General features: G+C 50.9%; 24 protein-coding genes and 1 other RNA gene. 10 read left to right on the top strand and 15 right to left on the bottom strand.

Going from position 1 to position 22784, the window contains the following annotated elements; genetic code table 11:
• Nucleotides 1-114: 114 nt before the first annotated feature.
• On the bottom strand, nt 115-1884 hold the full coding sequence (gene ggt / locus FAH66_RS09290) for a gamma-glutamyltransferase (protein WP_137041388.1): 1770 nt from the start codon (nt 1882-1884) through the stop codon (nt 115-117).
• Between the two features lie 482 nt (nt 1885-2366).
• Here ggt and gnd point away from each other — a divergent pair, with 482 nt between their 5' ends.
• Nucleotides 2367-3815 (top strand): decarboxylating NADP(+)-dependent phosphogluconate dehydrogenase, encoded by a 1449-nt coding sequence (gnd, locus tag FAH66_RS09285; protein ID WP_137041387.1) that lies wholly within the window; start codon nt 2367-2369, stop codon nt 3813-3815.
• Nucleotides 3816-4010: 195 nt separating this feature from the next.
• Here the strand turns inward: gnd and FAH66_RS09280 are convergent, their stop codons facing one another.
• Nucleotides 4011-4961 (bottom strand): D-2-hydroxyacid dehydrogenase, encoded by a 951-nt coding sequence (locus FAH66_RS09280; RefSeq protein ID WP_137041386.1) that lies wholly within the window; start codon nt 4959-4961, stop codon nt 4011-4013.
• A gap of 128 nt (nt 4962-5089) precedes the next feature.
• Between FAH66_RS09280 and FAH66_RS09275 the strand changes: the two genes are divergently transcribed.
• The gene (locus FAH66_RS09275) at nt 5090-5308 is read left to right on the top strand and encodes a DUF2061 domain-containing protein (RefSeq protein WP_003686746.1); all 219 of its coding nucleotides are present in this window, start codon (nt 5090-5092) and stop codon (nt 5306-5308) included.
• Between the two features lie 164 nt (nt 5309-5472).
• Entirely contained in the window at nt 5473-7623 is a 2151-nt protein-coding gene (dinG, locus tag FAH66_RS09270; protein WP_137041385.1) for an ATP-dependent DNA helicase DinG, read from the top strand.
• 64 nt (nt 7624-7687) lie between these two features.
• Here the strand turns inward: dinG and FAH66_RS09265 are convergent, their stop codons facing one another.
• A complete protein-coding gene (locus FAH66_RS09265; protein WP_137041384.1) occupies nt 7688-8143 on the bottom strand; it encodes a GNAT family N-acetyltransferase in 456 nt (151 codons plus the stop codon).
• Between the two features lie 167 nt (nt 8144-8310).
• Between FAH66_RS09265 and FAH66_RS09260 the strand changes: the two genes are divergently transcribed.
• Nucleotides 8311-8577 (top strand): DUF3079 domain-containing protein, encoded by a 267-nt coding sequence (locus tag FAH66_RS09260; protein WP_003686685.1) that lies wholly within the window; start codon nt 8311-8313, stop codon nt 8575-8577.
• 82 nt (nt 8578-8659) lie between these two features.
• Here FAH66_RS09260 and FAH66_RS09255 read toward each other — a convergent pair whose 3' ends face one another.
• Complete coding sequence (locus FAH66_RS09255; RefSeq protein WP_137041383.1) at nt 8660-9142, bottom strand: dihydrofolate reductase; 483 nt, start codon at nt 9140-9142, stop codon at nt 8660-8662.
• 196 nt (nt 9143-9338) lie between these two features.
• On the opposite strand from FAH66_RS09255, the gene FAH66_RS09250 reads away from it, so the two are divergent.
• Complete coding sequence (locus tag FAH66_RS09250) at nt 9339-10136, top strand: factor H-binding protein (protein WP_137041624.1); 798 nt, start codon at nt 9339-9341, stop codon at nt 10134-10136.
• An 89-nt stretch (nt 10137-10225) separates the two neighbouring features.
• On the opposite strand, the gene asd is transcribed toward FAH66_RS09250, so the two are convergent.
• The gene (asd, locus tag FAH66_RS09245; protein WP_137041382.1) at nt 10226-11341 is read right to left on the bottom strand and encodes an aspartate-semialdehyde dehydrogenase; all 1116 of its coding nucleotides are present in this window, start codon (nt 11339-11341) and stop codon (nt 10226-10228) included.
• 242 nt (nt 11342-11583) lie between these two features.
• Between asd and FAH66_RS09240 the strand changes: the two genes are divergently transcribed.
• The gene (locus FAH66_RS09240) at nt 11584-12171 is read left to right on the top strand and encodes an RDD family protein (protein ID WP_137041381.1); all 588 of its coding nucleotides are present in this window, start codon (nt 11584-11586) and stop codon (nt 12169-12171) included.
• 89 nt (nt 12172-12260) lie between these two features.
• Complete coding sequence (gene mltA / locus FAH66_RS09235) at nt 12261-13583, top strand: murein transglycosylase A (RefSeq protein WP_137041380.1); 1323 nt, start codon at nt 12261-12263, stop codon at nt 13581-13583.
• Nucleotides 13584-13691: 108 nt separating this feature from the next.
• On the opposite strand, the gene rnpB is transcribed toward mltA, so the two are convergent.
• The 7 genes from rnpB to FAH66_RS09200 form a co-directional block, all read right to left on the bottom strand.
• An RNA gene (rnpB, locus tag FAH66_RS09230) (RNase P RNA component class A) lies at nt 13692-14053 on the bottom strand.
• Between the two features lie 52 nt (nt 14054-14105).
• Nucleotides 14106-14813 carry a hypothetical protein gene (locus FAH66_RS09225; protein ID WP_137041379.1) on the bottom strand — a complete coding sequence of 236 codons (708 nt, stop codon included), beginning with the start codon at nt 14811-14813 and terminating at the stop codon, nt 14106-14108.
• Nucleotides 14814-14867: 54 nt separating this feature from the next.
• Nucleotides 14868-15101: a methionine-binding protein gene (locus FAH66_RS09220; RefSeq protein ID WP_137041378.1), complete on the bottom strand. Its 234-nt coding sequence runs from the start codon at nt 15099-15101 to the stop codon at nt 14868-14870.
• A 13-nt stretch (nt 15102-15114) separates the two neighbouring features.
• The gene (ruvA, locus tag FAH66_RS09215; protein ID WP_137041377.1) at nt 15115-15699 is read right to left on the bottom strand and encodes a Holliday junction branch migration protein RuvA; all 585 of its coding nucleotides are present in this window, start codon (nt 15697-15699) and stop codon (nt 15115-15117) included.
• Between the two features lie 98 nt (nt 15700-15797).
• Entirely contained in the window at nt 15798-16517 is a 720-nt protein-coding gene (locus FAH66_RS09210) for a septal ring lytic transglycosylase RlpA family protein (protein ID WP_137041376.1), read from the bottom strand.
• 48 nt (nt 16518-16565) lie between these two features.
• Nucleotides 16566-17030 carry a tRNA (uridine(34)/cytosine(34)/5-carboxymethylaminomethyluridine(34)-2'-O)-methyltransferase TrmL gene (trmL, locus tag FAH66_RS09205; protein WP_049329344.1) on the bottom strand — a complete coding sequence of 155 codons (465 nt, stop codon included), beginning with the start codon at nt 17028-17030 and terminating at the stop codon, nt 16566-16568.
• A gap of 64 nt (nt 17031-17094) precedes the next feature.
• Nucleotides 17095-17811 (bottom strand): ComF family protein, encoded by a 717-nt coding sequence (locus FAH66_RS09200; protein ID WP_137041375.1) that lies wholly within the window; start codon nt 17809-17811, stop codon nt 17095-17097.
• On the opposite strand from FAH66_RS09200, the gene bioH reads away from it, so the two are divergent.
• The gene (gene bioH, locus FAH66_RS09195; RefSeq protein ID WP_137041374.1) at nt 17810-18556 is read left to right on the top strand and encodes a pimeloyl-ACP methyl ester esterase BioH; all 747 of its coding nucleotides are present in this window, start codon (nt 17810-17812) and stop codon (nt 18554-18556) included. The genes FAH66_RS09200 and bioH overlap by 2 nt on opposite strands.
• Nucleotides 18557-18611: 55 nt before the next feature.
• Nucleotides 18612-19406 (top strand): class I SAM-dependent methyltransferase, encoded by a 795-nt coding sequence (locus FAH66_RS09190; protein ID WP_137041373.1) that lies wholly within the window; start codon nt 18612-18614, stop codon nt 19404-19406.
• A gap of 144 nt (nt 19407-19550) precedes the next feature.
• Here FAH66_RS09190 and FAH66_RS09185 read toward each other — a convergent pair whose 3' ends face one another.
• The 3 genes from FAH66_RS09185 to FAH66_RS09175 form a co-directional block, all read right to left on the bottom strand.
• Nucleotides 19551-19799 (bottom strand): BolA family protein, encoded by a 249-nt coding sequence (locus tag FAH66_RS09185; RefSeq protein WP_003686612.1) that lies wholly within the window; start codon nt 19797-19799, stop codon nt 19551-19553.
• Nucleotides 19800-19925: 126 nt separating this feature from the next.
• Nucleotides 19926-20255: an FKBP-type peptidyl-prolyl cis-trans isomerase gene (locus FAH66_RS09180; protein WP_137041372.1), complete on the bottom strand. Its 330-nt coding sequence runs from the start codon at nt 20253-20255 to the stop codon at nt 19926-19928.
• 139 nt (nt 20256-20394) lie between these two features.
• Entirely contained in the window at nt 20395-21570 is a 1176-nt protein-coding gene (locus FAH66_RS09175; protein WP_137041371.1) for a cytochrome-c peroxidase, read from the bottom strand.
• Nucleotides 21571-21951: 381 nt separating this feature from the next.
• Between FAH66_RS09175 and efeU the strand changes: the two genes are divergently transcribed.
• On the top strand, nt 21952-22776 hold the full coding sequence (gene efeU, locus FAH66_RS09170; protein ID WP_137041370.1) for an iron uptake transporter permease EfeU: 825 nt from the start codon (nt 21952-21954) through the stop codon (nt 22774-22776).
• Nucleotides 22777-22784: the final 8 nt, after the last annotated feature.

The following is a 22784-nucleotide window of genomic DNA, read 5'->3' as shown; positions in this document are numbered from 1 at the left end:
AATATTAAAATTTAACTCCATTCTTATACACATCTTATCCATATATTTTCCCAAACTAAAAGGCCGTCTGAACAACTAGGTTTCAGACGGCCTTTGCATGTAAAACCGATAAAATCAATCGCCCATAACTTTGCCTTCACGGCGTGGGTCGGCGCCACCGAGCAAACCGTCTTTGCCGATTAAAATCCCTTGTACGCCGGAATTCAAATCGCGGATTTGGACTTTGTAGCCCAATTTTTCCAAGGCTGCCGCTTTGTCTGCCGCTGCGGTTTTTTCCTCGATTTCATACTGACTGCCACGATTGAGCATATTCGGCAGAGAGATTGCCGCCTGAATATCCATGCCCCAGTCGATATGCGCCACCAGCGTTTTGGCAACGAAACCGATAATGCGGCTGCCGCTCGGCGAACCGACCGCCATATAAGGTTTTCCGTCTTTCATCACAATGGTCGGCGCCATCGAAGAACGCGGACGTTTTCCACCGGCAACGCTGTTTGCCACCGTTTTACCGTCTTCTCCGACAGGGTTGAAAGCAAAATCGGTCAATTCATTGTTGAGCAGATAGCCGTTTGCCATCAGCCCCGAACCGAACGCATTTTCAATCGAAGTCGTCATCGATACAACGTTGCCGTCTTTATCCCCAACCACCAAATGGCTGGTGGACGGTAGCTCGACCGCCATGCCTTGCGCGTATTCCTTGCCGAACTTGCCTGCCTGAATAGTTTCCAACGCCTTGTCAGCTTTGCGGATTTCTTCGGCACGTGGTTTCAAATAAGCCTGAGAAATCATGGCGCGGGTCGGAACGTTCACAAACTTGGGATCGCCGACATAATAATCGCGGTCGGCAAAAGCAATCCGCGACGCATCGCCTATCCAGCGCCAACTGTGGATATTTTCCGCACCCAACGCCTTCATATCCTGATTTTGCAATACGCCCAAAATCTCGCCCAAAGCAATCGCGCCTGAACTTGGTGCGCCCATGCCGCAAACTTCGTATTCACGATAAGGCGCACAAACCGGTTGACGCTCGACGACGCGGTAGTTTTTCAAATCAGACAAACTGATTTTGCCAGGGTTATCCACAGCGCTGGTAACGGCACGGACAATATTCTGCGCCTGCACGCCCTGATAAAACGGCGCGCTGCCTTTTTCCGCCAACAGGCGAACGGAGCGGGCAAATTCAGGGTTTTTCAACACCGTTCCCGCTGCCAAAGGCTTGCCGTCGGGCAGAAAATACGCGGCGGTTTGCGGATAGCGTTTCAAAGGCTCCAAATTTTGCTCGATGGATTTCGCCATGCGCGGTGAAACGGTAAAGCCTTGTTCCGCCAAAGCAATCGGTTTGTCAAACAGGCTTGCCCAAGGCAATTTGCCGTAACGCTTGTGGACATCTTCCAGCAGCTTCGGAATCCCCGGCACACCGACCGAACGACCGCCGACCACTGCGTTCATAAAGCCCATCGGTTTGCCGTTTTCGTCCAAGAAAAGTTCCGGTGTTGCCGCTTTCGGCGCTGTTTCACGGGCATCAAACGTTGTCAGCTTTTTCGCCTTATTGTCCCAATACACCAAAAACGCACCGCCGCCCAATCCGGAAGACTGCGGCTCAACCAGTCCCAAAGTTGTTTGCATGGCAATCATCGCATCTATCGCGCTGCCGCCTCGCTTCAAAATTTCATAACCGGCTTCAGTTGCCAGCGGATTGGCAGACGCCGCCATATAATGCTTGGCGCGGATTAACTTCTGCTCCGTCAGCCCTGTTCCTTGCTCCGGCGCATGGTTATCCATAGATATGGAGGGCAGGGCAACTTGAGGCTTTTGAATCGGCTGTTGTGCACAAGCGGCCAAAATCAAAACGGATAACAAATTAATACTAAAGGAAAACTTCATATACACACCCTTATTAAAATATTTTCAGACGGCCTTTTTCCAACTTAAACAAAAGGAAATATGAAAATAGCTTGAAATAAAAAACCATTTGACTATTTCTCTAGTCAATCAGTTCCAATTGGAGAAGTATAAAACAAGCTAAGATTGTGCACAGGCAAAAAGTTACCCACAGGATAAAGCAGCAGGAAAATTTTATCCACATCTGCAAACAAGGCCGACTTTACTTTATCCTCATCAAAAAATATCAGCTAAGTATTTGAAAATTTTTTGTAATCAAAGTTATCAACAATCTGGAGCAGCACTCAATATCATCTTCTATTTATTATTTAAAATCTAATTTATAGTTTGTTTTCCCAAAGGAAAAGGCCGTCTGAAACGTAAAGGCATCTTTTCAAAAAATTAAAAAGTTAAGGATTGTTAAAAAGTTGTAAATCAGCTAGAGTTACGGCTGATAAATTAAATTAATAATGGAGCTTCCATCAATGAAAGGCGATATCGGCGTCATCGGCTTGGCTGTTATGGGTCAAAACTTGATTTTGAATATGAACGATCGCGGTTTCAAAGTCGTGGCGTACAACCGGACCACCGCTAAAGTAGACGATTTTCTCAACGGCGCAGCCAAAGGCACCAACATTATCGGTGCCTATTCATTGCAAGATTTAGTGGATAAATTGGAAAAACCGCGCAAAATCATGATGATGGTACGCGCAGGTTCTGTCGTTGACGACTTTATCGAGCAACTTGTCCCGCTTTTGGAACAAGGCGACATTATTATTGACGGCGGCAATGCCAACTATCCTGATTCCACCCGCCGTACACACGAGCTGGCGGCAAAAGGCATCCGCTTCATCGGCGCGGGCGTTTCCGGTGGCGAAGAAGGCGCGCGTCACGGCCCTTCTATCATGCCCGGCGGCGACGAAGCTGCATGGCCTGCCGTTAAACCGATTTTCCAAGCCATCTCCGCCAAAACTCCTCAAGGCGAGCCTTGCTGCGACTGGGTCGGCCGCGACGGCGCGGGCCACTTCGTCAAAATGGTGCACAACGGCATCGAATACGGCGACATGCAGTTGATTTGTGAAGCGTACCAATTTATGAAAGATGGTTTGGGCCTGTCTTATGATGAAATGCACCAAATCTTCAACGAGTGGAACAAAACCGAACTGGATTCTTATCTGGTCGAAATTACCGCCGCGATTTTGGGTTACAGAGATAAAAACGGCGAACCTTTGGTTGAAAAAATCCTCGATACCGCAGGTCAAAAAGGTACAGGCAAATGGACTGGCATCAATGCCCTCGATTTGGGTATTCCGTTGACCCTGATTTCCGAAGCCGTATTTGCACGTTGCGTGTCCGCGTTTAAAGACCAACGCACCCAAGCAAACAGCCTGTTTGGCAAAACCATTACCCCGATTGAAGGCGATAAAGCCGCATGGGTGGATGCTTTGCGCCAAGCCCTGTTGGCATCCAAAATCATCTCCTACGCACAAGGCTTCATGCTCATCCGCGAAGCCAGCGAAAACAACGATTGGGCATTGAACTACGGCAACACCGCCCTTCTGTGGCGCGAAGGCTGCATCATCCGCAGCGCATTCTTGGGCAACATCCGCGACGCATACGAAGCCAATCCTGATTTGGTCTTCTTGGGTTCCGATCCTTATTTCAAAGGCGTGTTGGAAACCTGTCTGCCTGCATGGCGTAAAGTGGTGGCCAAAGCGATCGAGTGCGGTATTCCGATGCCTTGTATGGCTTCCGCCATTACCTTCCTTGACGGCTACACTTCCGAGCGTCTGCCGGCCAACCTGCTGCAAGCACAACGCGACTACTTCGGCGCGCACACTTACGAGCGTACCGACAAACCGCGCGGCGAGTTCTTCCATACCAACTGGACAGGTAAGGGCGGCGATACCGCTTCAACCACATACGATATCTAATTTGCCCGGGCAAACAAAAGGCCGTCTGAGTATTTCAGACGGCCTTTTTATAGGGTTATCCACAATGAAGAATGAAACGATTTAAAGCATTTGATAGATAACTTTATGAAATAAATAAGGATTAATAAAGGCCGTCTGAATATTTCAGACGGCCTTTAAAATTGTTCACAACCTTATCAACAGGTTTTCCATAGGTTAAACCAGATTTTGCGGATTGCCGGCCACGAAGCGGTTGATGTTGTCCAAAAGGATGTCAAACAGGCGGTTGGCGGCCTCTTGGCTTGCCCATGCAATGTGTGGCGTGACGATGAGGTTGGGCAGTCGGGCTTTCAGCAGAGGGTTGCCGTCGCGCGGCGGCTCTTGTGTTAACACGTCAAAACCTGCCCCGCCGATTTGGCCGTATTTCAACGCTGCAACCAAAGCGGCTTCATCAACCAAGCCGCCGCGTCCGCAGTTGATGAGGATGGCGCCGGGTTTCATTTGCTGCAATTCGGCTTCGCCTATCATATTGGCCGTTTGCGGCGTGAGTGGGCAATTAAGCGATACGACATCGGCGGAGCGGATGGCTTCGTCAAAGGAAACATAGTCGTCGCGGACGCTTTGGGCATTTTTATGTTCGGCGAACACGACATTCATTTTGAAAGCCTGAGCATAAGTTGCCAGCGTTTTACCGATATTGCCGCGACCGAAAATCGCCAGCGTTTTGCCGTTTAAATCACGCATCGGTGCGCCGAGGTGGCAGAAAAACGGCGAGTTTTCCCACAAGCCTGCCGCAACGTCGCGCTGATAGGCAGGCAGGTTGCGCATCAGGGTAATCATCATCATAAACGCGTGTTCCGCCACGGATTCATTGCCGTAAGCGCGGATATTGCACACTGCCGTGCCGTTTTGTTTGGCAGCCTCAACGTCCACATTGTTGACGCCTGTCGCCGTAACGGCAACCAGCTTGAGTTGTGGATTTTCGGCAAATGCTTGGGCGGAAATCACGACTTTGTTGGTAATCACAATGTCTGCGCCGCGGATACGCTCCAGTGTTTCGTGCGCTTCGGTTGTGCCGTAGCTGCTCAATGTATGTGGAAAATCAAAGTCAAACGGGCGGTTGACGAGGGTATCGCGGTCGAGGACGACAATATGGAGCGGGTTCATAAAATTCCTATCAGAAATAAAATATCGATTTATAAAATCTAAATCAGGATAAAGGATTTAAAATATACGCGTTAGTTGATAATAATTATTATGTAGCGATTAAAACATCAATGTATCAGGAAAACAGCATGATTAAAACCATTACATTTGCTATTTTGCATTTCAGCGTCGCATTTAGTGTCGCCTATATTCTGACCGGCAGTATCGGCGTTTCCAGCGCGGTGGCTTTGGTTGAACCCATCGTCAATACCGTTGTCTTTTATTTTCATGAGAAAGCGTGGAACCGCTACGAGAAAAACAAATCCGACAAGCAAAAGTTGTGGGTGCCTCTGCATCAGTGCGGCTAAAGTTTCAGACGGCCTTTTGCTTGATTAAAACCGATTATGCTTTTGCGGCTCGTCCATCACCATAAAAATGCCAAACCCTAAAATAGAGTAAGACTTTACGAAGGCTTCATGAAGGTAAAAATGCTAAAATACGCTATTCTTGCAAACCCATTCAGACGGCCTCAATGCTCACCGATTTAGAAAAAAACGCCATCCGCGACCATTACCAAAACATCGGCAAAAACCTGCCCGGTTTCCGTCCGCGCGCTTCGCAGCGGGAAATGATTGCGGCGATTGCCAACGCTTTTTCGCGGACGTTGACGCGTGAAGAAGGTGAAGAAGCGCCTAAACGCGAGGGCGAGAGCATTGCTGTAATTGAAGGGCCGACCGGCGTGGGTAAATCGTTGGCCTACCTTTTAGCCGGCGGCATCATGGCGCAAACGCGCGGCAAACGGTTGATTGTCAGCAGCGCAACGGTGGCTTTGCAGGAGCAGTTGGTTGACCGCGATTTGCCGTTTCTGGTCGAAAAAAGCGGTTTGGAGCTGACCTTTGCGCTTGCCAAAGGGCGCGGCCGTTATCTTTGCCCCTACAAACTCTATCAACTGACGCAAAACAACGCCCAGCAAAACCTGCTTGGTTTTGAAGCGCCGGAAGTGTTGTGGGACAGCAAACCCAAGCCGGAAGAATTGAACCTGCTGCGCGACATTGCCGATGAATTTTCCGCCCGCCGTTTTAATGGCGACCGCGATGCTTGGCCGGAAAAAATCGATGACGCGATTTGGCTCAAAGTTACCAACGACCGCCACGGCTGCCTGAAATCCGCCTGTCCCAACCGTGCGGAATGTCCGTTTTACCTGGCGCGCGATGTCTTGGAAACCGTCGATGTCGTCGTTGCCAACCACGATCTTCTGCTTGCCGACATCAGCATGGGCGGCGGCGTGATTCTGCCTGCGCCCGAAAACAGTTTCTATTGCATAGACGAAGCGCACCACCTGCCCAAAAAAGCTCTCAGCCGCTTTGCCGCCGAACATTCATGGAATATTGCCGTTTGGACGCTGGAAAAACTGCCGCAGCTGACCGGCAAAATTGCCGCGCTTACCGATAAAGCCGAACTTGCCAACCTTGCCGACGAAGCTGCCACATCTTTGCTCGACAGTTTGCACGAATGGCAGTTCCATTTGGCGGAAGAGCCGTCTTTAAGTCTGGGGTCGTCTGAAAATGACAGGCGGAAACACAACGAACCGACTTGGTTGTGGGAAGACGGCAAAATCCCCGAAGACCTGGAAACCACAGTTTCCAATACGGCCATTGCTGCACGCAGCCTGCTCAAACACGTTGTCGGGCTGAACGATGCGCTTTCCGCCGCGCGCCGCGAAAAAGAGCAGGACGGCGCGCTCCTCGACCGCCTGACCAGCGAGTTCGGCCTTTTTATCGCCCGTATCGAACAAATCAGCGCGGTTTGGGATTTGCTCTCCACCGTTCCCATTGAAGGCGAAGAGCCGTTGGCGAAATGGATAACCCGCCGTGCCGACGACAAAAACGACTACATTTTCAACGCCAGCCCCATCAGCAGCGCATCCCACCTTGCCAACAGCCTGTGGCGGCGTGCGGCAGGCGCGGTGTTGACTTCGGCCACCCTGCAATCGCTCGGCAGCTTCAACCTGATTTTGCGCCAAACCGGCCTGCTGTGGCTGCCCGAAACCACCACGCTTGCATTGGAAAGTCCGTTTAATTTCGATACGCAAGGCGAGCTGTATATTCCGCCGGTTCATGCCAGCCCCAAAGACCCTGATGCGCATACGGCCGCCATTGTCGAATGGTTGCCGAAGCTGGTTTCGCCGGTTGAAGCCATCGGTACGCTGGTGCTGTTTTCCTCGCGCAAGCAAATGCAGGATGTCGCCTTACGACTGCCTGACGAATACTTGCCGCTTCTGCTTGTACAAGGCGAGTTGCCCAAGACTGTCCTGTTGCAAAGGCACCATCAAGCCATTGCCGAAGGCAAAGCCAGCATTATTTTTGGCCTCGACAGTTTTGCCGAAGGCCTCGATCTGCCCGGCACGGCCTGCGTGCAAGTTATCATTGCCAAGCTACCGTTTGCCATGCCGGATAATCCCATCGAGAAAACCCAAAACCGTTGGATTGAACAACGCGGCGGCAATCCTTTTATCGAAATTACGGTGCCTGAAGCCAGCATCAAATTAATCCAAGCCGTCGGCCGCCTTATCCGTACCGAACAGGATTACGGCCGCGTGACCATTCTCGACAACCGCGTCAAAACGCAACGCTACGGCCAGCAATTATTGGCCTGTTTGCCGCCGTTTAAGCGGATAGGGTAGTTGTGGATTGTTCAAAAGGCAAAGGCCGTCTGAAACCAAATGTTCAGACGGCCTTTTATTCAAGCTATAAATCCAATTTCATGACGGATACGGTTTCCCCGTTGTGCCAAGTCTGCGTGATTTCTTTCCAGCCGAACTTTTCATACACGGCCTGCATATCCGGCGTATAGAGAAACAGATGCGGCAAACCCAGTTCGCATGCTTTATCCAGGCAAAACGAAACCAGCTGCCTGCCTACGCCCAAACCGCGAAACTGCGGCAAAACGAATACATCGCCCAGCCAATATTCGTATTCGGGAAAACATGCCATATCAAACCGCTTCAATGCCGCCGAACCCATCAGCCGCCCTTCGTTATCCACAGCCGCAAACGCCAGCGGCAAGTTATCCCCATCGAGGCACTGCGCGTAATACGCACGGATTTTGTCCAGAGACGACCACGGCTCAAAATCGTGCCATTCCTCAAACAGCGCGAGGGCTAAAGGCTCGACAAATTCAGGCTTCAGACGGCATATGTTCATATCAGGTCCTCTTGTTGTACCGCATAGGGATAGTTTTCACAGTATAGGCCGTCTGAAAGGTTAACACATCTTAAAAAATCAGCGTAAAACACGATAAACTCGCCGCCAGCCCCATTCAAATCACTTATAATTCTGCCCATACCGCACACAAACAAAAGAAGAACACCATGGCCAAGAAATTTCCCATTTTCCCGAAAAATCCCGAGCGTATCTGCTGGGGTTGCGACAAATACTGCAAAGAAGACGATTTGCAATGCGGCAACGGTTGCGAACGCATCCAACATCCAATCGAGTTGGACGGCCGCGACTGGTATAAAAAAGGCGACTGGAGCAATTTGTTGAGTGAAGAGCAGCAAATCGAACTTGGACTGAAAGAAGCGCCCAAGCCGGCCAAACCGCATATCAAGCTGCCTTTGAAAAACAAAACGGCTTAAACGGAATGCCGTAAACAAATGAAATAAAAAGGCCGTCTGAAACCTGAAAAACAGGGTTTCAGACGGCCTTTGCGTTGTCGGATTATGCCTTCACATAATGCACAAACGCGTATTCGATGCCTTTGGCGGAAACATGGTTTTCCCGAGAGGTTTCTTGCCATGTTTCTGTGGAAAACTCAGGAAAAAACGCATCGCCGTCCACATCCAAACCGACTTCGGTCAAACGCAAATCCGTGGCAATCAGCAGGGCTTGTGCATAAATTTGCGCGCCGCCCATGATGATGACTTCTTCAGCCCCCTGACACAAAGCCAGCGCATCTTCCAAAGAAGCCGCCGTTTGCGCGCCTTCGGCTTGATAATCTTGGCGGGTAATGACGATATTTTGACGGCCGGGCAGCGGCTTGCGCGGCAGCGACTCCCATGTTTTGCGGCCCATAATGACGGGTTTGCCGGTGGTGTAGGATTTGAAAAAGGCAAAATCCTCGGGCAAATGCCAAGGCATGGTGTTGTTGATGCCGATACAGCGGCGGGTGGCGTAGGCGGCGATAAGGGTGATTTTCGGCATGATGAAATCCGTTTGCAAAATAAAATGATTATAGCGGAATGGATACTGGATTAACGGAATATCCGTTGTTTTAAAAATGTTTCAATATTTATAAAATCAATATTCAAAATACTTAATTTTGACAAAAATCATTTATTGTTCATTTTTTTAGGTATATAATAAATATCATACCAAATAAAAAGGAAAGGAAAAAATGATGAGAACTTTTCATGTTTCTGCTTTGACTGCTTCCCTGTCTTTGATGTTGGCTGCCTGCGGCGGCGCAACAAGCGGCTTGTCGAATGCCGTGACCGAACCGCTCAATCCGCATCCGAAAGGCGTGTTGTCCATTGAATTGAACGAATCCGTCCCTGAAAACGGTACGTTGGAGCTGACGGCCAACGGTAAAACGCAAACCCTGCAAAAAGGCGGCAAACTCGATACCGGCTTTTTGAAAACCGATAAAGTGTCCTCTTACGACTACGCCCAAAAAATTAAGGTAAAAGGCCAAGTCATCACTTTGGAAACGGGCGACTTCCAAGTGTATAAACAAAATTATTCCGCTGTTGCCGCGCGTTACGCCAAACAAAAAGCCGATGACGCGGGCAAGCTGCAAAACCTCGATACATACACATTCACCGTCGGCGAAGTCCAAGGCGATGAAACCGCTTACCGCAATTTGCCCAAACAAGGCAGCTATCAGTATTCGGGCATTGCGTTTAACGGCGACGACCGCAGCGGCCGTCTGAAATACACCGTCGATTTCGATAAAAAACAAGGTTACGGCAAAATCAGCAGCATGGCTTCCCACAATAATGTCGACCTGCTTGCCGCAGGTATTGCCAATAACAATGGCAAAGCCGCCATCAGCGGTAAAACCAGTTTGAACGGTATCGAAAACGGCCGTTACGATTTGAAACTCTTCGGCCCGCAGGCTGAAGAAATTGCCGGTAAGGCGCAAATCAAAGTTGACGACTCCACCAAAGAAATTGGTTTGGCCGGTAAGAAAGAATAGGAAACAAGGCCGTCTGAAAGGTTCAGACGGCCTTGTTGTGACAAAAAAAGCAACGGCTCAAACCGTTGCTTTTTTCATGCCAACCTAAATTACAGGCTGCCCAAGATAATGCGCAATACGCGGCGCAACGGCTCGGCAGCGCCCCACAAGAGTTGGTCGCCGACGGTGAATGCGCTGATGTATTCGCCGCCCATCTCCAGTTTGCGGATACGGCCGACAGGAACAGACAGCGTGCCGGTAACTTTGGCAGGAGTCAGCTCGTGAATGCTGGCTTCTTTTTCGTTAGGGATGACTTTCACCCAATCGTTTGCACCTGCCAAGATGGCTTCGATTTCAGAAACAGGCAGGTCTTTTTTCAGCTTCAGGGTGAGGGCTTGGCTGTGGCAGCGCATAGAGCCGATGCGCACGCACAAGCCGTCGATTACGGTCGGATTGTCGCTGCGGCCGAGGATTTTGTTGGTTTCCACACCACCCTTCCATTCTTCTTTGGACTGGCCGTTGCCCAAGTCCACGTCAATCCACGGAATCAGGCTGCCGGCGAGCGGTACGCCGAAGTTGGCTTTCGGATAGTCTTCGCTGCGCAGGAAATCGGACACTTTGCGGTCGATGTCGAGAATCGCGCTGGAAGGATCGGCAAGCTCGTCTGCCACTTTGGCGTGAATCGCGCCCATGCCGCTGATGAGTTCGCGCATGTTTTTCGCACCCGCGCCGGAAGCGGCTTGATAGGTCATGCTGGTTGCCCATTCGACCAAATCGTTTTGGAACAAACCGCCCAAAGCCATCAGCATCAGGGAAACGGTACAGTTGCCGCCGATGTAGTTTTTCACGCCGTTTTTGAGACCATTGTCGATGACGTTGCGGTTGACAGGGTCGAGGACGATAATCGCATCGTCTTTCATGCGCAGGGAAGAAGCCGCGTCAACCCAGTAGCCGTTCCAGCTGCTGTCACGCAGGGGTTGGAAGACGGATTTGGTGTAATCGCCACCCTGACAGGTAACGATGATGTCCATTTTTGCCAATTCGGCAACATCGTTGGCATCCAACAATGTTTTGGCTGCCTGACCGAAATCAGGGGCCGCGCCGCCGACGTTGGAAGTGGTAAAGAAAAACGCTTCGGGAATGTGGGCGAAGTCGTTTTCTTCTTTCATACGCTGCATTAAAACAGAGCCGACCATACCGCGCCAGCCGACGAAACCTACTTTCATGTGCTACTCCTTGAGAAGAAAATCCTGATAAGTTTTATAGTGCATTAACAAAAATCGGAATGGTATCGCCTGCCGCTTTGTTCAGATTTTTGTTAACCCACTATAACAAAGGGGAAAACAAGTGTTTTAACGCCGTCTGCGGAAAATGTAAAGGTTTTTATCGAAATTTTTTAGAATGATGGAAAAATAGGTTAAGATGGCAATGAAATTGCATCTCATTAAATAGCACAGAGGAAGATTAAATGAGCGAAATCAATTTGTCGGATTTGCCTAAAACGGAAATAGTGGATGTCCATATTGCTTCAGTATGGTCACGGGTCGCGGCATATTTGTTGAATTATTTATTTAATGTAATTATTTTTTTACCCTATTATTATATTTTATATACTGAGACAGCAGCAATTGCCAAGCAGAAAAATATTGCTTTTACACAAGAGCTTATAATAAGTGTCAGCGAGCGGGCCGATATGACACAGATGCTAGGATTGACCTCTATCGTATATTTAATTGTCGGTATTGTTCAGCTTTATTATATGAGCCGCTATGGTCAATCCTTGGGTAAAAAGATCATGCGTATTCGAGTATTGAAAAGCAATGGCAGCAATCCGGGTTTTCTTGGTACGGTGTTAGTACGAGAATTAGCATGGGGCTTGATTGTACTTGTCATCTTGATTTCTGCATACTTTGTATTAAAAGTAAACATTTTAATTTGTTCCCTACTGATTTTACTGATCAACTTCATCATGCTCTTTTCCGTCAAACGCGACCGCCGTACGCTCTACGATATGCTGGCCGATACGGTTGTCGTCAAATTGCCGCCGCGCCGATAAATGGCTTTTTTGTGTTAAAATCAGCACTTTCCAACATAGGCCGTCTGAAAAATAGCTTTCAGACGGCCTTTCGACACGTTATTGATTCCATGAAAAAACACCTGTACCGCATTACGCTCGTCAGCATTGCCGCAGCCATTCTTGCTGCCTGTCCGAGCAAAAGCATTAAAAACCTTCCCGAAACCGGCACCAGCGTTATCAAAGGCCCTGACCGCCCCACCGGTACGCCTGATCCCATCGGTACGACTGTGAGCGGAGGAGGAGCAAACTACACCGTTGTTTCCTACAACGAACTGCCACACTGGAACACCCAACACTTCGCCCAAAGCCTGCAATCTTTCCGCTTAGGCTGTGAAAAACTCAAAAACCGCCAAGGCTGGCAGGACGTTTGTATCCAAGCCATGCAAACGCCGGCGCACCATTTCCAAGCCAAGCACTTCTTTGAACGCTATTTCACCGCATGGCGCGTTGACAATGGCGGTAATCCTGCCGGCACCATTACCGGCTATTACGAACCGGTCCTGCACGGCGACGACAAATCCACAAGCCAATCCCGTTTCCCTATTTACGGCATTCCGAACGATTTTGTTTCTGTTCCGCTGGCTACAAACTTGAGAGGCAGCAAAGCCACCGTCCGCATCCGCCAAACCGGTCAAAACAGCGGCGTCATCGACAATAGCGGCACATACACGGCCGATTTGTCCAGATTCCCGATTACAGCACGCAGCACTGCGTTGAAAGGCCGTTTTGAAGGCAGCCGTTTCGTTCCTTACTACACCCGCAGCCAAATCAACGGCGGCGCGCTTAACGGCAAAGCGCTGATTTTGGGTTACGCAGATGATCCGGTCGAACTTTTCTTTATGCACATTCAAGGTTCAGGTCGTCTGAAAACGCCGTCCGGTAAATACATCCGTGTCGGATTTGCCGATAAAAACGAACATCCGTATGTTTCCATTGGCCGCTATATGGCGGACAAAGGCTATCTGCCGCTGGGTCAGACCAGCATGCAGGGCATCAAGGCCTATATGAAGCAAAACCCCGGCCGCCTTGCCGAAGTTTTGGGACAAAACCCAAGCTACGTCTTCTTCCGCGAGCTGACCGGCAGCAGTGATTCCGGCCCGGTGGGCGCATTGGGTACGCCATTGATGGGCGAATACGCCGGTGCCATCGACCGTCACTACATCACGCTTGGCGCACCATTATTTGTCGCCACTGCCCACCCGACCACTAAAAAAGCCCTCAACCGCCTGATTATGGCGCAAGATACCGGCAGCGCGATTAAAGGCGCGGTCCGTGTGGATTATTTCTGGGGATATGGCGACGAAGCAGGCGAAGTGGCCGGCAAAATGAAAACCACCGGCTATGTATGGCAGCTTCTGCCCAACGGCATGAAACCGGAATACCGTCCATAAACAGCGGTTTAAAAAAAAGGCCGTCTGAAACCAAGATTCAGGTTTCAGACGGCCTTTTTATTTCTATAAAAATGCGGTAGGTTTTTAAAACCTGCCGCGGTATGGGGGCATACAGCTCGGACGGTAAGCCGGGTTCTGTCGCGGACAGTCATTCCTCTAGGCACATCATTGCTGGTGTGCTCAAGCAACCTACCCGAACGCTCGGCGAGCAGCGTCATCGCGTTCTGTTTGGTCTTGCTCCGAATGGGGTTTAGCCTGCTGCGCTTTGTTACCAAATGCACGGTGCGCTCTTACCGCACCTTTTCACCCTTACCTGTTTTGCCCGAAGGCAATCATCGGCGGTATTGCTTTCTGTTCCACTTTCCGTCGCGTTGCCGCGCCCGGCCGTTAGCCGGCATTCTGCTCTATGGAGCCCGGACTTTCCTCCCCGTATGCCTTACGCGATACGCGGCGACTGTCTGTCCGACCTGTATGAGTCGCGGATTATAGCACAGTCGCCATAAGGTTCAGACGGCCTGATATTTATTTTTTCTTTTTAAATGCTATCTCGGTTAAACCCAATTCCTGTGCTTTTTTGCGGACTGCGGATTCGGGCATTTCGCGTGCCAGGCGGCTGGTGCAGTATTCGGTCATGGTGGTGGCGCAGGCTTTGAAGTTGCCGGTAAAGTCGCTGGCGGCACTCAAAAACGGGATAAGGCGGCCGGCCATGATTTCTTCGGCCGGTGCGTCTGTTTGGGCGGATACGCGTCCGGACTCGACCGCCGAGAAAATTTGTTCGGTAAAGCGTCGGGCGAAGTTTTCTTCTGTTTGGCAGTCTTGGAATGCGGTGTTTTCGTGTTGGCAGACAAGGGTAACTTCGCCTTGAGCTTCTTGCAGCGGTTCGGCCAAATCGAGTTTGAGGGTTTGCTTGTCGGTTTGCAGCCAGGCGGTGCGGCCTTGGGTTTTGATGATTTTGCCGTAAACGCCGATGGCATCGTTTTGGGGGATGTTTTTCTGTTCGGCAAGTTGTTGGGCCGAGAATAAGGGGGCTTGTTCGGCAAATGCGCCGCCGGTTTCGTGTTTGAAGTAGGCGGCGAGGTCTTGTTTGATGAAGGCTTGGGTCAGTAGTTTTTCGCCTTCGGTCAGGCGGTGTGCAAAGCCGTGTGTTTTTGGGGAGGATGCGGCATCTGTGGTCTTGGTGTCCGGTGTGCAGGCGCTTAGGAATAAAAGCAGGGGAAGGATGTATTTCATGGTTGGTCTCTCAACAGGCTGTCTGAACATATGGTTTCAAACGGTCAGCGTTGTTTATCGATAATGATAAACCCGGCGCGGATAGACGGGATAAGCCGGATGGTTGTGAACGGGCTGGCTGTCTTGGTAAATGACGGTCGTTCCCGGCGGGGCGTTGATGGTTACGGTTTTGTTGATGGTGGTTTGCGAGTGGACGGGCAGGTCCAAGACGGCGGTGCGCCCATACGGAGTCTCGGTATAGACGCACGCGCTCAGCAAGAGGGTGACGCTCAGTGCCAATGCCTTCATGTTTCAGACGGCCTTATTTGAGCAGGTTTTTCAAGGCCAGGCGCACGCCTTCGCCGACTTCCGTACCTTTGGGAATGCCTTTGGTGGCGGCTTTGGCTTCGCGTTCGTTGTATCCGAGGGCAAGCAGGGTGTTGATGATGTCTTGGCTTTCGTCGGCAACGGCAGCAGGGGCAAACAGGCCGTCTGAAACGGTATGGGATACAAGTTTGCCGCGCAGTTCCAACACCATGCGTTCGGCGGTTTTCTTGCCGATGCCGGGGGCGGAGGAGAGGCGTTTGACGTCTTCTTCGGCAATGGCTTGCGCCAGCTCGTCGGCATTCATGGCCGACAAAATGCCCAATGCGGTTTTGGCACCAATGCCGCTGACTTTGACCAGTTGGCGGAAGGTGGCGCGTTCCTCGGCTGAGGCGAAACCAAACAGCAAATGCGCGTCTTCGCGGACGACCAGCTGGGTGTAGAGATGGACGGCTTCACCAACGGAGGGCAGGTTGTAGAAAGTCTGCATGGAAACGTCGGCTTCATAACCGACGCCGTTGACGTCGATAACGACCTGCGGCGGATTTTTCTCAATCAATTTGCCTGTAAGCCTGCTGATCATGGTGTTCCCCTGTGATTAAAAAAGGCCGTCTGAAACCTTGCAATCGGGTTTCAGACGGCCTTGTATTGTATCAAACTTCAGCGGTAACGCGGACGAAATCAGATGGCGGATGCCAGGTTCAGATGACGGGCGCGTTCGCCTGCTTCGGCGGCACGTTCTTGGCTGCTGAACGGACCCATTTTGACAACGTATTCGTAGTTGCGTTTTTCAAGCATGATTTTGCTGTCGGATGGTAGGTTTTGTGCGGTTTGGTTCAAATAAGCCTGCGCTTCGCGTTGGGTACCGAAGGATTTCAAATCAACAAAAAATTCTTTGTTGTTTGGGGAAATAATGGTTTGAGCGGCGGTTTGGCCGGGGATGATTTGTTCAACTTTGACGTTGGCCGAGCCTTGGTTGATGAAACCTAATTGTTGGGCGGCGGCTTTGGAAACATCGATGACGCGGTTGCCGTGGAAAGGGCCGCGGTCGTTGACACGGACGATGACGCTTTTGCCGTTTTGCATATTGGTCACGCGTGCGTAGCTGGGAATAGGGAGGGTTTTGTGGGCGGCGGAGAGGGCGTTCATATTGTAACGCTCGCCGCTGGAAGTTTTACGGCCGTGGAATTGGTTGCCGTACCATGAGGCTTTGCCGGTTTGGCTGAAAGAGGAAACTTTGGTCAGCGGCGTGTAGCGTTTGCCGGCAACTTTGTAACTGCGATTGGCAGAAGGATGCAGTTTTTCGACTCGGACCACACTGTCGGCGACGGCGGTATTGATGGAAAGGACGCCGATGGTAGCGGCGGCTAAGGAAAGGAGGGTTTTTTTAGTAAAAGTCAAAACGGGTTCCGTTCTTGAGTTGATAACGCAGCGGTTTCAGACGGCCTGTTATACGCCGCCGGCAAAACCGTTTTGTCGCCATGCTTCAAACAGAATGACGGCGACGGTATTGGAAAGATTCATGCTCCTGCTGTCGGGCATCATCGGCAGGCGGATTTTTTGTCCGGCAGGCAGGCTGTCGAGAACTTCGGCAGGCAGACCGCGTGTTTCGGGACCAAACAGCAACACATCGCCTTCACGGAAGGAAACTTCGTCGGGGCGGGTGGAGCCTTTGGTGGTCAGCGCGAAAATGCGGCGACCTTCGAGTGCCTTGAGGCAGTCTTCGAAATTCTCATGTACCGTCAGTTTGGCAAACTCGTGATAATCCAAACCCGCGCGTTTCATTTTGGACGAATCCAGAGGGAAACCAAGCGGCTTGACCAAGTGCAAATCAGCACCGGTATTGGCGCACAGGCGGATGATATTGCCCGTATTGGGCGGGATTTCGGGTTGGTACAAAACTATGGTAAACATATAAATCAATCACTTATAGAGTGGCATAATGCCGAAATGTTCCATGGGTGTCAAAAACTTTAAGCTATTTTTTCATTGGCGGCCGTGCCAAACTCCAGCAAAAAATCTTACCTGCGCCTGATTTTTTCAGCGTTTTCGCCAATTCGTTTAAAGTCGAGCCGGTGGTAAAGACATCATCAATTAACAGAATATTACACGCCTTCGGTAATTCGGCTTTGATTTTAAATGCATTCTTGATATTTCGCAGACGTTCGCCGCTTTTCAGCGTACTTTGCGGCTCGCCATGCCGTCTGAAAACCGCGTGGCGCGGCAGCAGCGTCCAGCCGTAGCGTTTTGCCAAAATATCCGTCAATACCTCGCTTTGGTTGAATCCGCGCTTGAGCCGCCGCTCTTTGCTCAAAGGCATGGGCAGGACGAAATCGAAGTGTTCCGTCGCCAGCCAGTCCGGTGCGTTTTGGCACATTAAATCAGCCAACGGCCGGCTCATACCCAAATCGGCCAAGTGTTTCAGCTCGCGTATCATGCTGCTGACGGGCGGTTCGTAGTACAGCGAGGCCCACATTCTATCAAATGCAGGCGGCTTTTTCTGACAACTGCCGCACACTGCCCCGCCCGCGATATGGCGGAAACACAAAGGGCAGCTTTGTGCCGCGTCGATAAAATATTCCGTCAAATCGTTTGCGCAGCCTCGGCAAAGGCCGTCTGAAACGGAATCGTGGCATAATACGCAACGTCGCGCATTGAGTTGTTTCAAACTGCGCCACCAAGAAAGAACATTCATGCCACACTCCGCCAAAAAAGTTTATCTGATACACGGTTGGGCGGCGAACCGCCATGTATTCGACGATTTGATACCGCGCCTGCCTGTCGATTGGGACGTCCGCGCGCTTGATTTGCCCGGACACGGCGATGCGCCTTTTGCCGAACCGTTTGATATTGCCGCCGTTGCCGAAGCCTTCGCCGGACAAATCGACACGCCGGCACACATTCTCGGCTGGTCGCTGGGCGGACTGGTTGCCCTGTATCTGACCGCGCTTTATCCCGACAAAATCCAATCGCTCTGCCTGACGGCAAGTTTTGCCCGATTGACTGCCGACACGGATTATCCCGAAGGCTTGGCACAACCTGCCTTGGGCAAGATGGTCGGCGCATTCCAGCAGGATTATGCCAAACATATTAAACAGTTTCTACAACTGCAACTGTTGCACACGCCCCATTCAGGCGAAATCTTAAACCGCGTATTGCCCGATTTGGCGCGCTGCGGCACGCCTTCCGCCTTACAGGCCGCGCTTGAAGCGGTCAACCATGCCGATGCGCGTCCGTTACTGCCGCTTATTCAAACGCCGTCATTGCTGGTGTTTGGACAGAAAGATGCCATCACGCCGCCGCGCATGGGTGAATATTTACACCGCCATTTGAGCGACAGCGAGCTGGTCCTTATCGACAAAGCCGCGCACGCGCCCTTTTTAAGCCATGCCGACGAATTTGCCGAAACCTACCGCAATTTTGTCGAAAAGGCCGTCTGAAACAGCCTTAAACCATAAAAACATTGTCGGGCAAAGCCCGCTGACACGACCCACCATGACCGAACAAGACAAACGTTGGCAGATTCACAGCCATCTCGCCCAAGACACCGACGAGCGCCTGCAGCTGGTCCGCAATGCACCCAAACGCATCATGCTGATTGGTGCCGATGCCGACATCAGCCGCAGCCTGCTGGCCGCGCGTTATCCCGACGCCGTGTTTGAAGAATACGATCCGAATGCCGATTTTTTAAAAACCGCCGCCGTCGCGCGCAAAGGCGGTTTCTGGCAGAAGCTGACCGGCAAAACCATTCCGCAGCATTGCCAAGCCCTGACCGCGCCGTTGCCCGAAGCATCCGCCGATATGTTGTGGGCCAACCTCAGCCTCAGCCGCGCCGACGATATTTTGCCGGTATTGAAAAACTGGGCCGCTGCTTTGAAAACGGACGGATTATTGTTTTTCACGCACTTTGGCCGCGACAGCCTGAGCGAGCTGACAGGCCGTCTGAACCATGAAGGCATCGAATGCGAAGCACCCACGCTGATTGATATGCACGACTTGGGCGATATGCTCGCCGACAACGGCTTTTACGATCCGGTAACCGACACGGCCAAGCTTGAGCTGAGCTATAAAAAAGCCGGGACGTTTTGGCAGGATATGGAAACCTTGGGATTGTGGAACGCGTTGAAGTTCAGCAATCCGCAAGCGGCAAAGGAATGTGTGGATAAGATTTTTGCCGACGAAGGCTGTCTGAACATCACGCTTGAAACCGTGTACGGCCATGCCGTGAAGAAATTGGTGTTGCCGCAAGGGGAGAATGTGGTGCAGTTTTTCCCGAAACGGCAGGGCTAGTTTGGCGGTTTGCCGGTAGGGTTTACACAGCGATTGCGTGTTGTCGAATGCGGTTTGGCGTTTGTATCGATTGCCTGCGCTGTTTGATATGTATGAAAAAGGCCGTCTGAAAACTTTTCAGACGGCCTTTTATTTGATTCCGAATTAAGCCTGTTTGGCAGCCCATTCGGCCGGAGTGGCGGCAACGGAAATAGACAGCGCGTGCAATTCGTTGCTTTCGAGTTGCGGCTTGAGGCCGTCTTTAATTAGGCGGTGGCGGGCGAGGCGGGCTTTGCCTTCAAATGAGGAGGAAACGATTACGGCGAAGAAGTGATGGCCGTCGCCTTCGACTTCGACGTGTTCGCAAGGGGTAACGCCTTCAATCAGGGTTTTGACTTGTTCGGGTAAAAGCATGGGGGTTCCTTGGGAAATGGTTTGCTTGTAAAAGAGGGCATTATACCGAATCTTGATAAAAACAGGCCGTCTGAAAAACCAAACTTCGGGTTTCAGACGGCCTCGGTCTTTTGAAGCGTCAAATGCTTATTCGTACACTTTCAGCAGCTCGACTTCAAAAATCAAGGTCGCGTGCGGAGGAATCACGCCGCCTGCACCGCGTTCGCCGTAGCCCATTTCGGAAGGAATGGTCAGCTTGCGTTTGCCGCCTTCTTTCATGCCGCCGAAGCCTTCGTCCCAACCTTTAATCACTTGGCCGACGCCCAGAGTGATGGTCAGCGGTTGACGGCGGTCGAGGCTGGAGTCGAATTTGGTACCGTCTTCCAACCAGCCGGTGTAATGTACGGTGATTTCTTTGCCTTTGACGGCTTCTTTGCCGTGGCCTTCTTGCAAGTCTTCAATAATCAGGCTCATGATGTTCCTTTCGGATGTATGGTGAAAATCGGCTCAAGATTACCATATTGTGTGGAATCGTGAAACAAAGCCGCCCATATGGCCGGCAACAAAAAGGCCGTCTGAAACGGATTTTCAGACGGCCTTTGTTTTGCGCTAAACCTTATTTGTTGTCAGGTCGGGATTTGACATCGGTGGATACAGGCAGCTCAGGCATGGTTCGGGCAGATTCAGGAACATTGCCGGAGAGGGCTTTCAAGAAGGCAACGATGTTTTCAGTGTCTTCCGGAGCCAGGGTTTTACCCAATTGGGCTTTCGCCATGATGTTGACGGCTTTATCCAATTCCCAAACGCTGCCGTTGTGGAAGTATGGATAGGTGCGTTCAACGTTTCTCAAGCCGGGAACACGGAAGAAGAATTCGTCTTCGGCTTTTTTGGTTACATCCGCACGGCCTTTGTCGTGTTTAGGATCGTCGATGTGTTTCCAGTAAGGACCATCCACCAAACCGAATTTTTGGAACATGGCACCGCCCAAGTTGACGCCGTTGTGACAAGCGATACAGCCGTTGTCCATAAATGCGCGTACGCCTTTGCGTTCTTGTTCGCTCAGGGCAGATACGTTGCCTTTCAGGTAGTCGTCCCAACGGGTCGGAGTCAGCAGGGTACGTTCAAACGCCCCCAATGCGGTGGTGATGTTTTTGATGGAAACCGCGCCGTCCTCAGGGAATGCGGCTTTGAATTTTTCTTGGTATTCAGGGATACCTGCGATTTTGGCGGCGGCATCGGCTTCGGTCGCGTTGGCCATTTCAACAGGGTTGAGCAATGGGCCGCCGGCTTGTTCTTCCACATCGGCTGCACGGCCGTCCCAGAATTGGCTGCCCAACAAGGCGGCATTCAGAGCAGTTGGGGAGTTGCGGCCGCCGAATTGGCTTTTGTGGCCCGCGCTGGTCGGCATGTTGTCTACGCCGGCAGTTGCCAAGTTGTGGCAAGAGTTACAGCTGACGGTGTTGCCTTTGGACAGGCGGTTTTCGTACCAAAGTTGTTGGCCGAGTTTGACCTGTTCTTCGGTAAACGGACGGACTTTTTGCATTTCGGCTAAGTCAGGCAAAGGTTTGAACGTAGCTTGCGCGCGTTCTAACAGGGCTTTGTCTTCGTCAGAAACATCGGCGGAATTTTGAGGGGCTGAAACGGCGGCGGTGCTTGCGGCAGCATCGGCAGCGCTCGCGGCAGAAGCTGCTTGAGGGGTTTCGGTTGTTTGAGCCGTTTTCTCGCCGCAGGCGGTCAGCGCGGCAGAAACGGCCAAAGCCAAAGCGATTTGGTGGAGTTTTAAACGTGGCATAGGAGGGTTCCTTTGTTATGCGTTTGTTATGTCATGGATTGCTGATTGCACCAGCAATATGCCAACTATAAAAGATAAGGCGGTTTTAATTTTTGTTGTAAATCAACCTTTTAAATTTGATAAATTTTGAAAATATCACCGATAGGGAAATTTATACTATAGAACTTTTTTATTATTTATTTACAATTAGTTACTGTTTTTAAGGCCGTCTGAAAAAATAAAATTCAGACGGCCTTTTAGTTTTTATTGATTACGTTCGTTATTTTCTTTTAAAAAATCTTAATAAATATAGGGTTATTAAAAAATAAAAATAATTTGCATTATTAAACATAAAGCGTTATAAATGCGTTAATAAATGAACGTTTCACTTTAGAGTTTTTTATGCTGATTGCTTTATTGATTATGCTACGCGAGGGCATCGAAGCTGCCCTGATCGTCGGCATTGTTGCCAGTTTTTTGAAACAGTCGGGACACAGCGAGCTGATGCCGAAGGTTTGGCTGGGCGTGTTTTTGGCTGCGGCCATGTGTTTGGGTATCGGTTACGGCATTCATTCCGTTACGGGCGAGATTCCGCAAAAAGAACAGGAATTGGTGGTCGGCGTTATCGGCCTGGTGGCTGTGGCGATGTTGACGTACATGATTTTGTGGATGAAAAAGGCCGCACGTTCGATGAAACAGCATCTTCAGGATTCTGTTCAGTCGGCCTTGAACCGCGGCAGCAGCCAGGGTTGGGCCTTGGTCGGCATGGCATTTTTGGCTGTGGCGCGCGAAGGTTTGGAGAGCGTGTTTTTCCTGCTGGCCGTGTTCCAGCAAAGTCCGACGTGGTCTATGCCGATAGGCGCGGTGTTGGGGCTGTTGGTGGCGGTTGTCATCGGTACGCTGATTTATCAGGGCGGTATGCGCCTGAACTTGGCGAAATTTTTCCGTTGGACGGGCGCGTTTTTGATTGTAGTGGCGGCCGGTCTGCTGGCCGGTTCATTTCGCGCGCTGCATGAGGCCGGCGTATGGAATGTGATGCAGGATATTGCTTTCGACACATCGAAATATTTGCATGAAGACAGCCCTTTAGGCGTGCTGCTCGGCGGTTTCTTCGGTTATACCGACCACCCGACCGAAGGAGAAGTCCTGATTTGGCTGCTGTATCTGGTTCCCGTCATGATTTGGTTTTTGCGCGGCAGTGCGCCGGCAAAAACGTTAACTAAATAAAAAGGAAT

This window comes from Neisseria subflava (assembly GCF_005221305.1).
Lineage (GTDB): Bacteria > Pseudomonadota > Gammaproteobacteria > Burkholderiales > Neisseriaceae > Neisseria > Neisseria subflava.
This window is presented reverse-complemented; position numbering and strand designations above follow the sequence as displayed.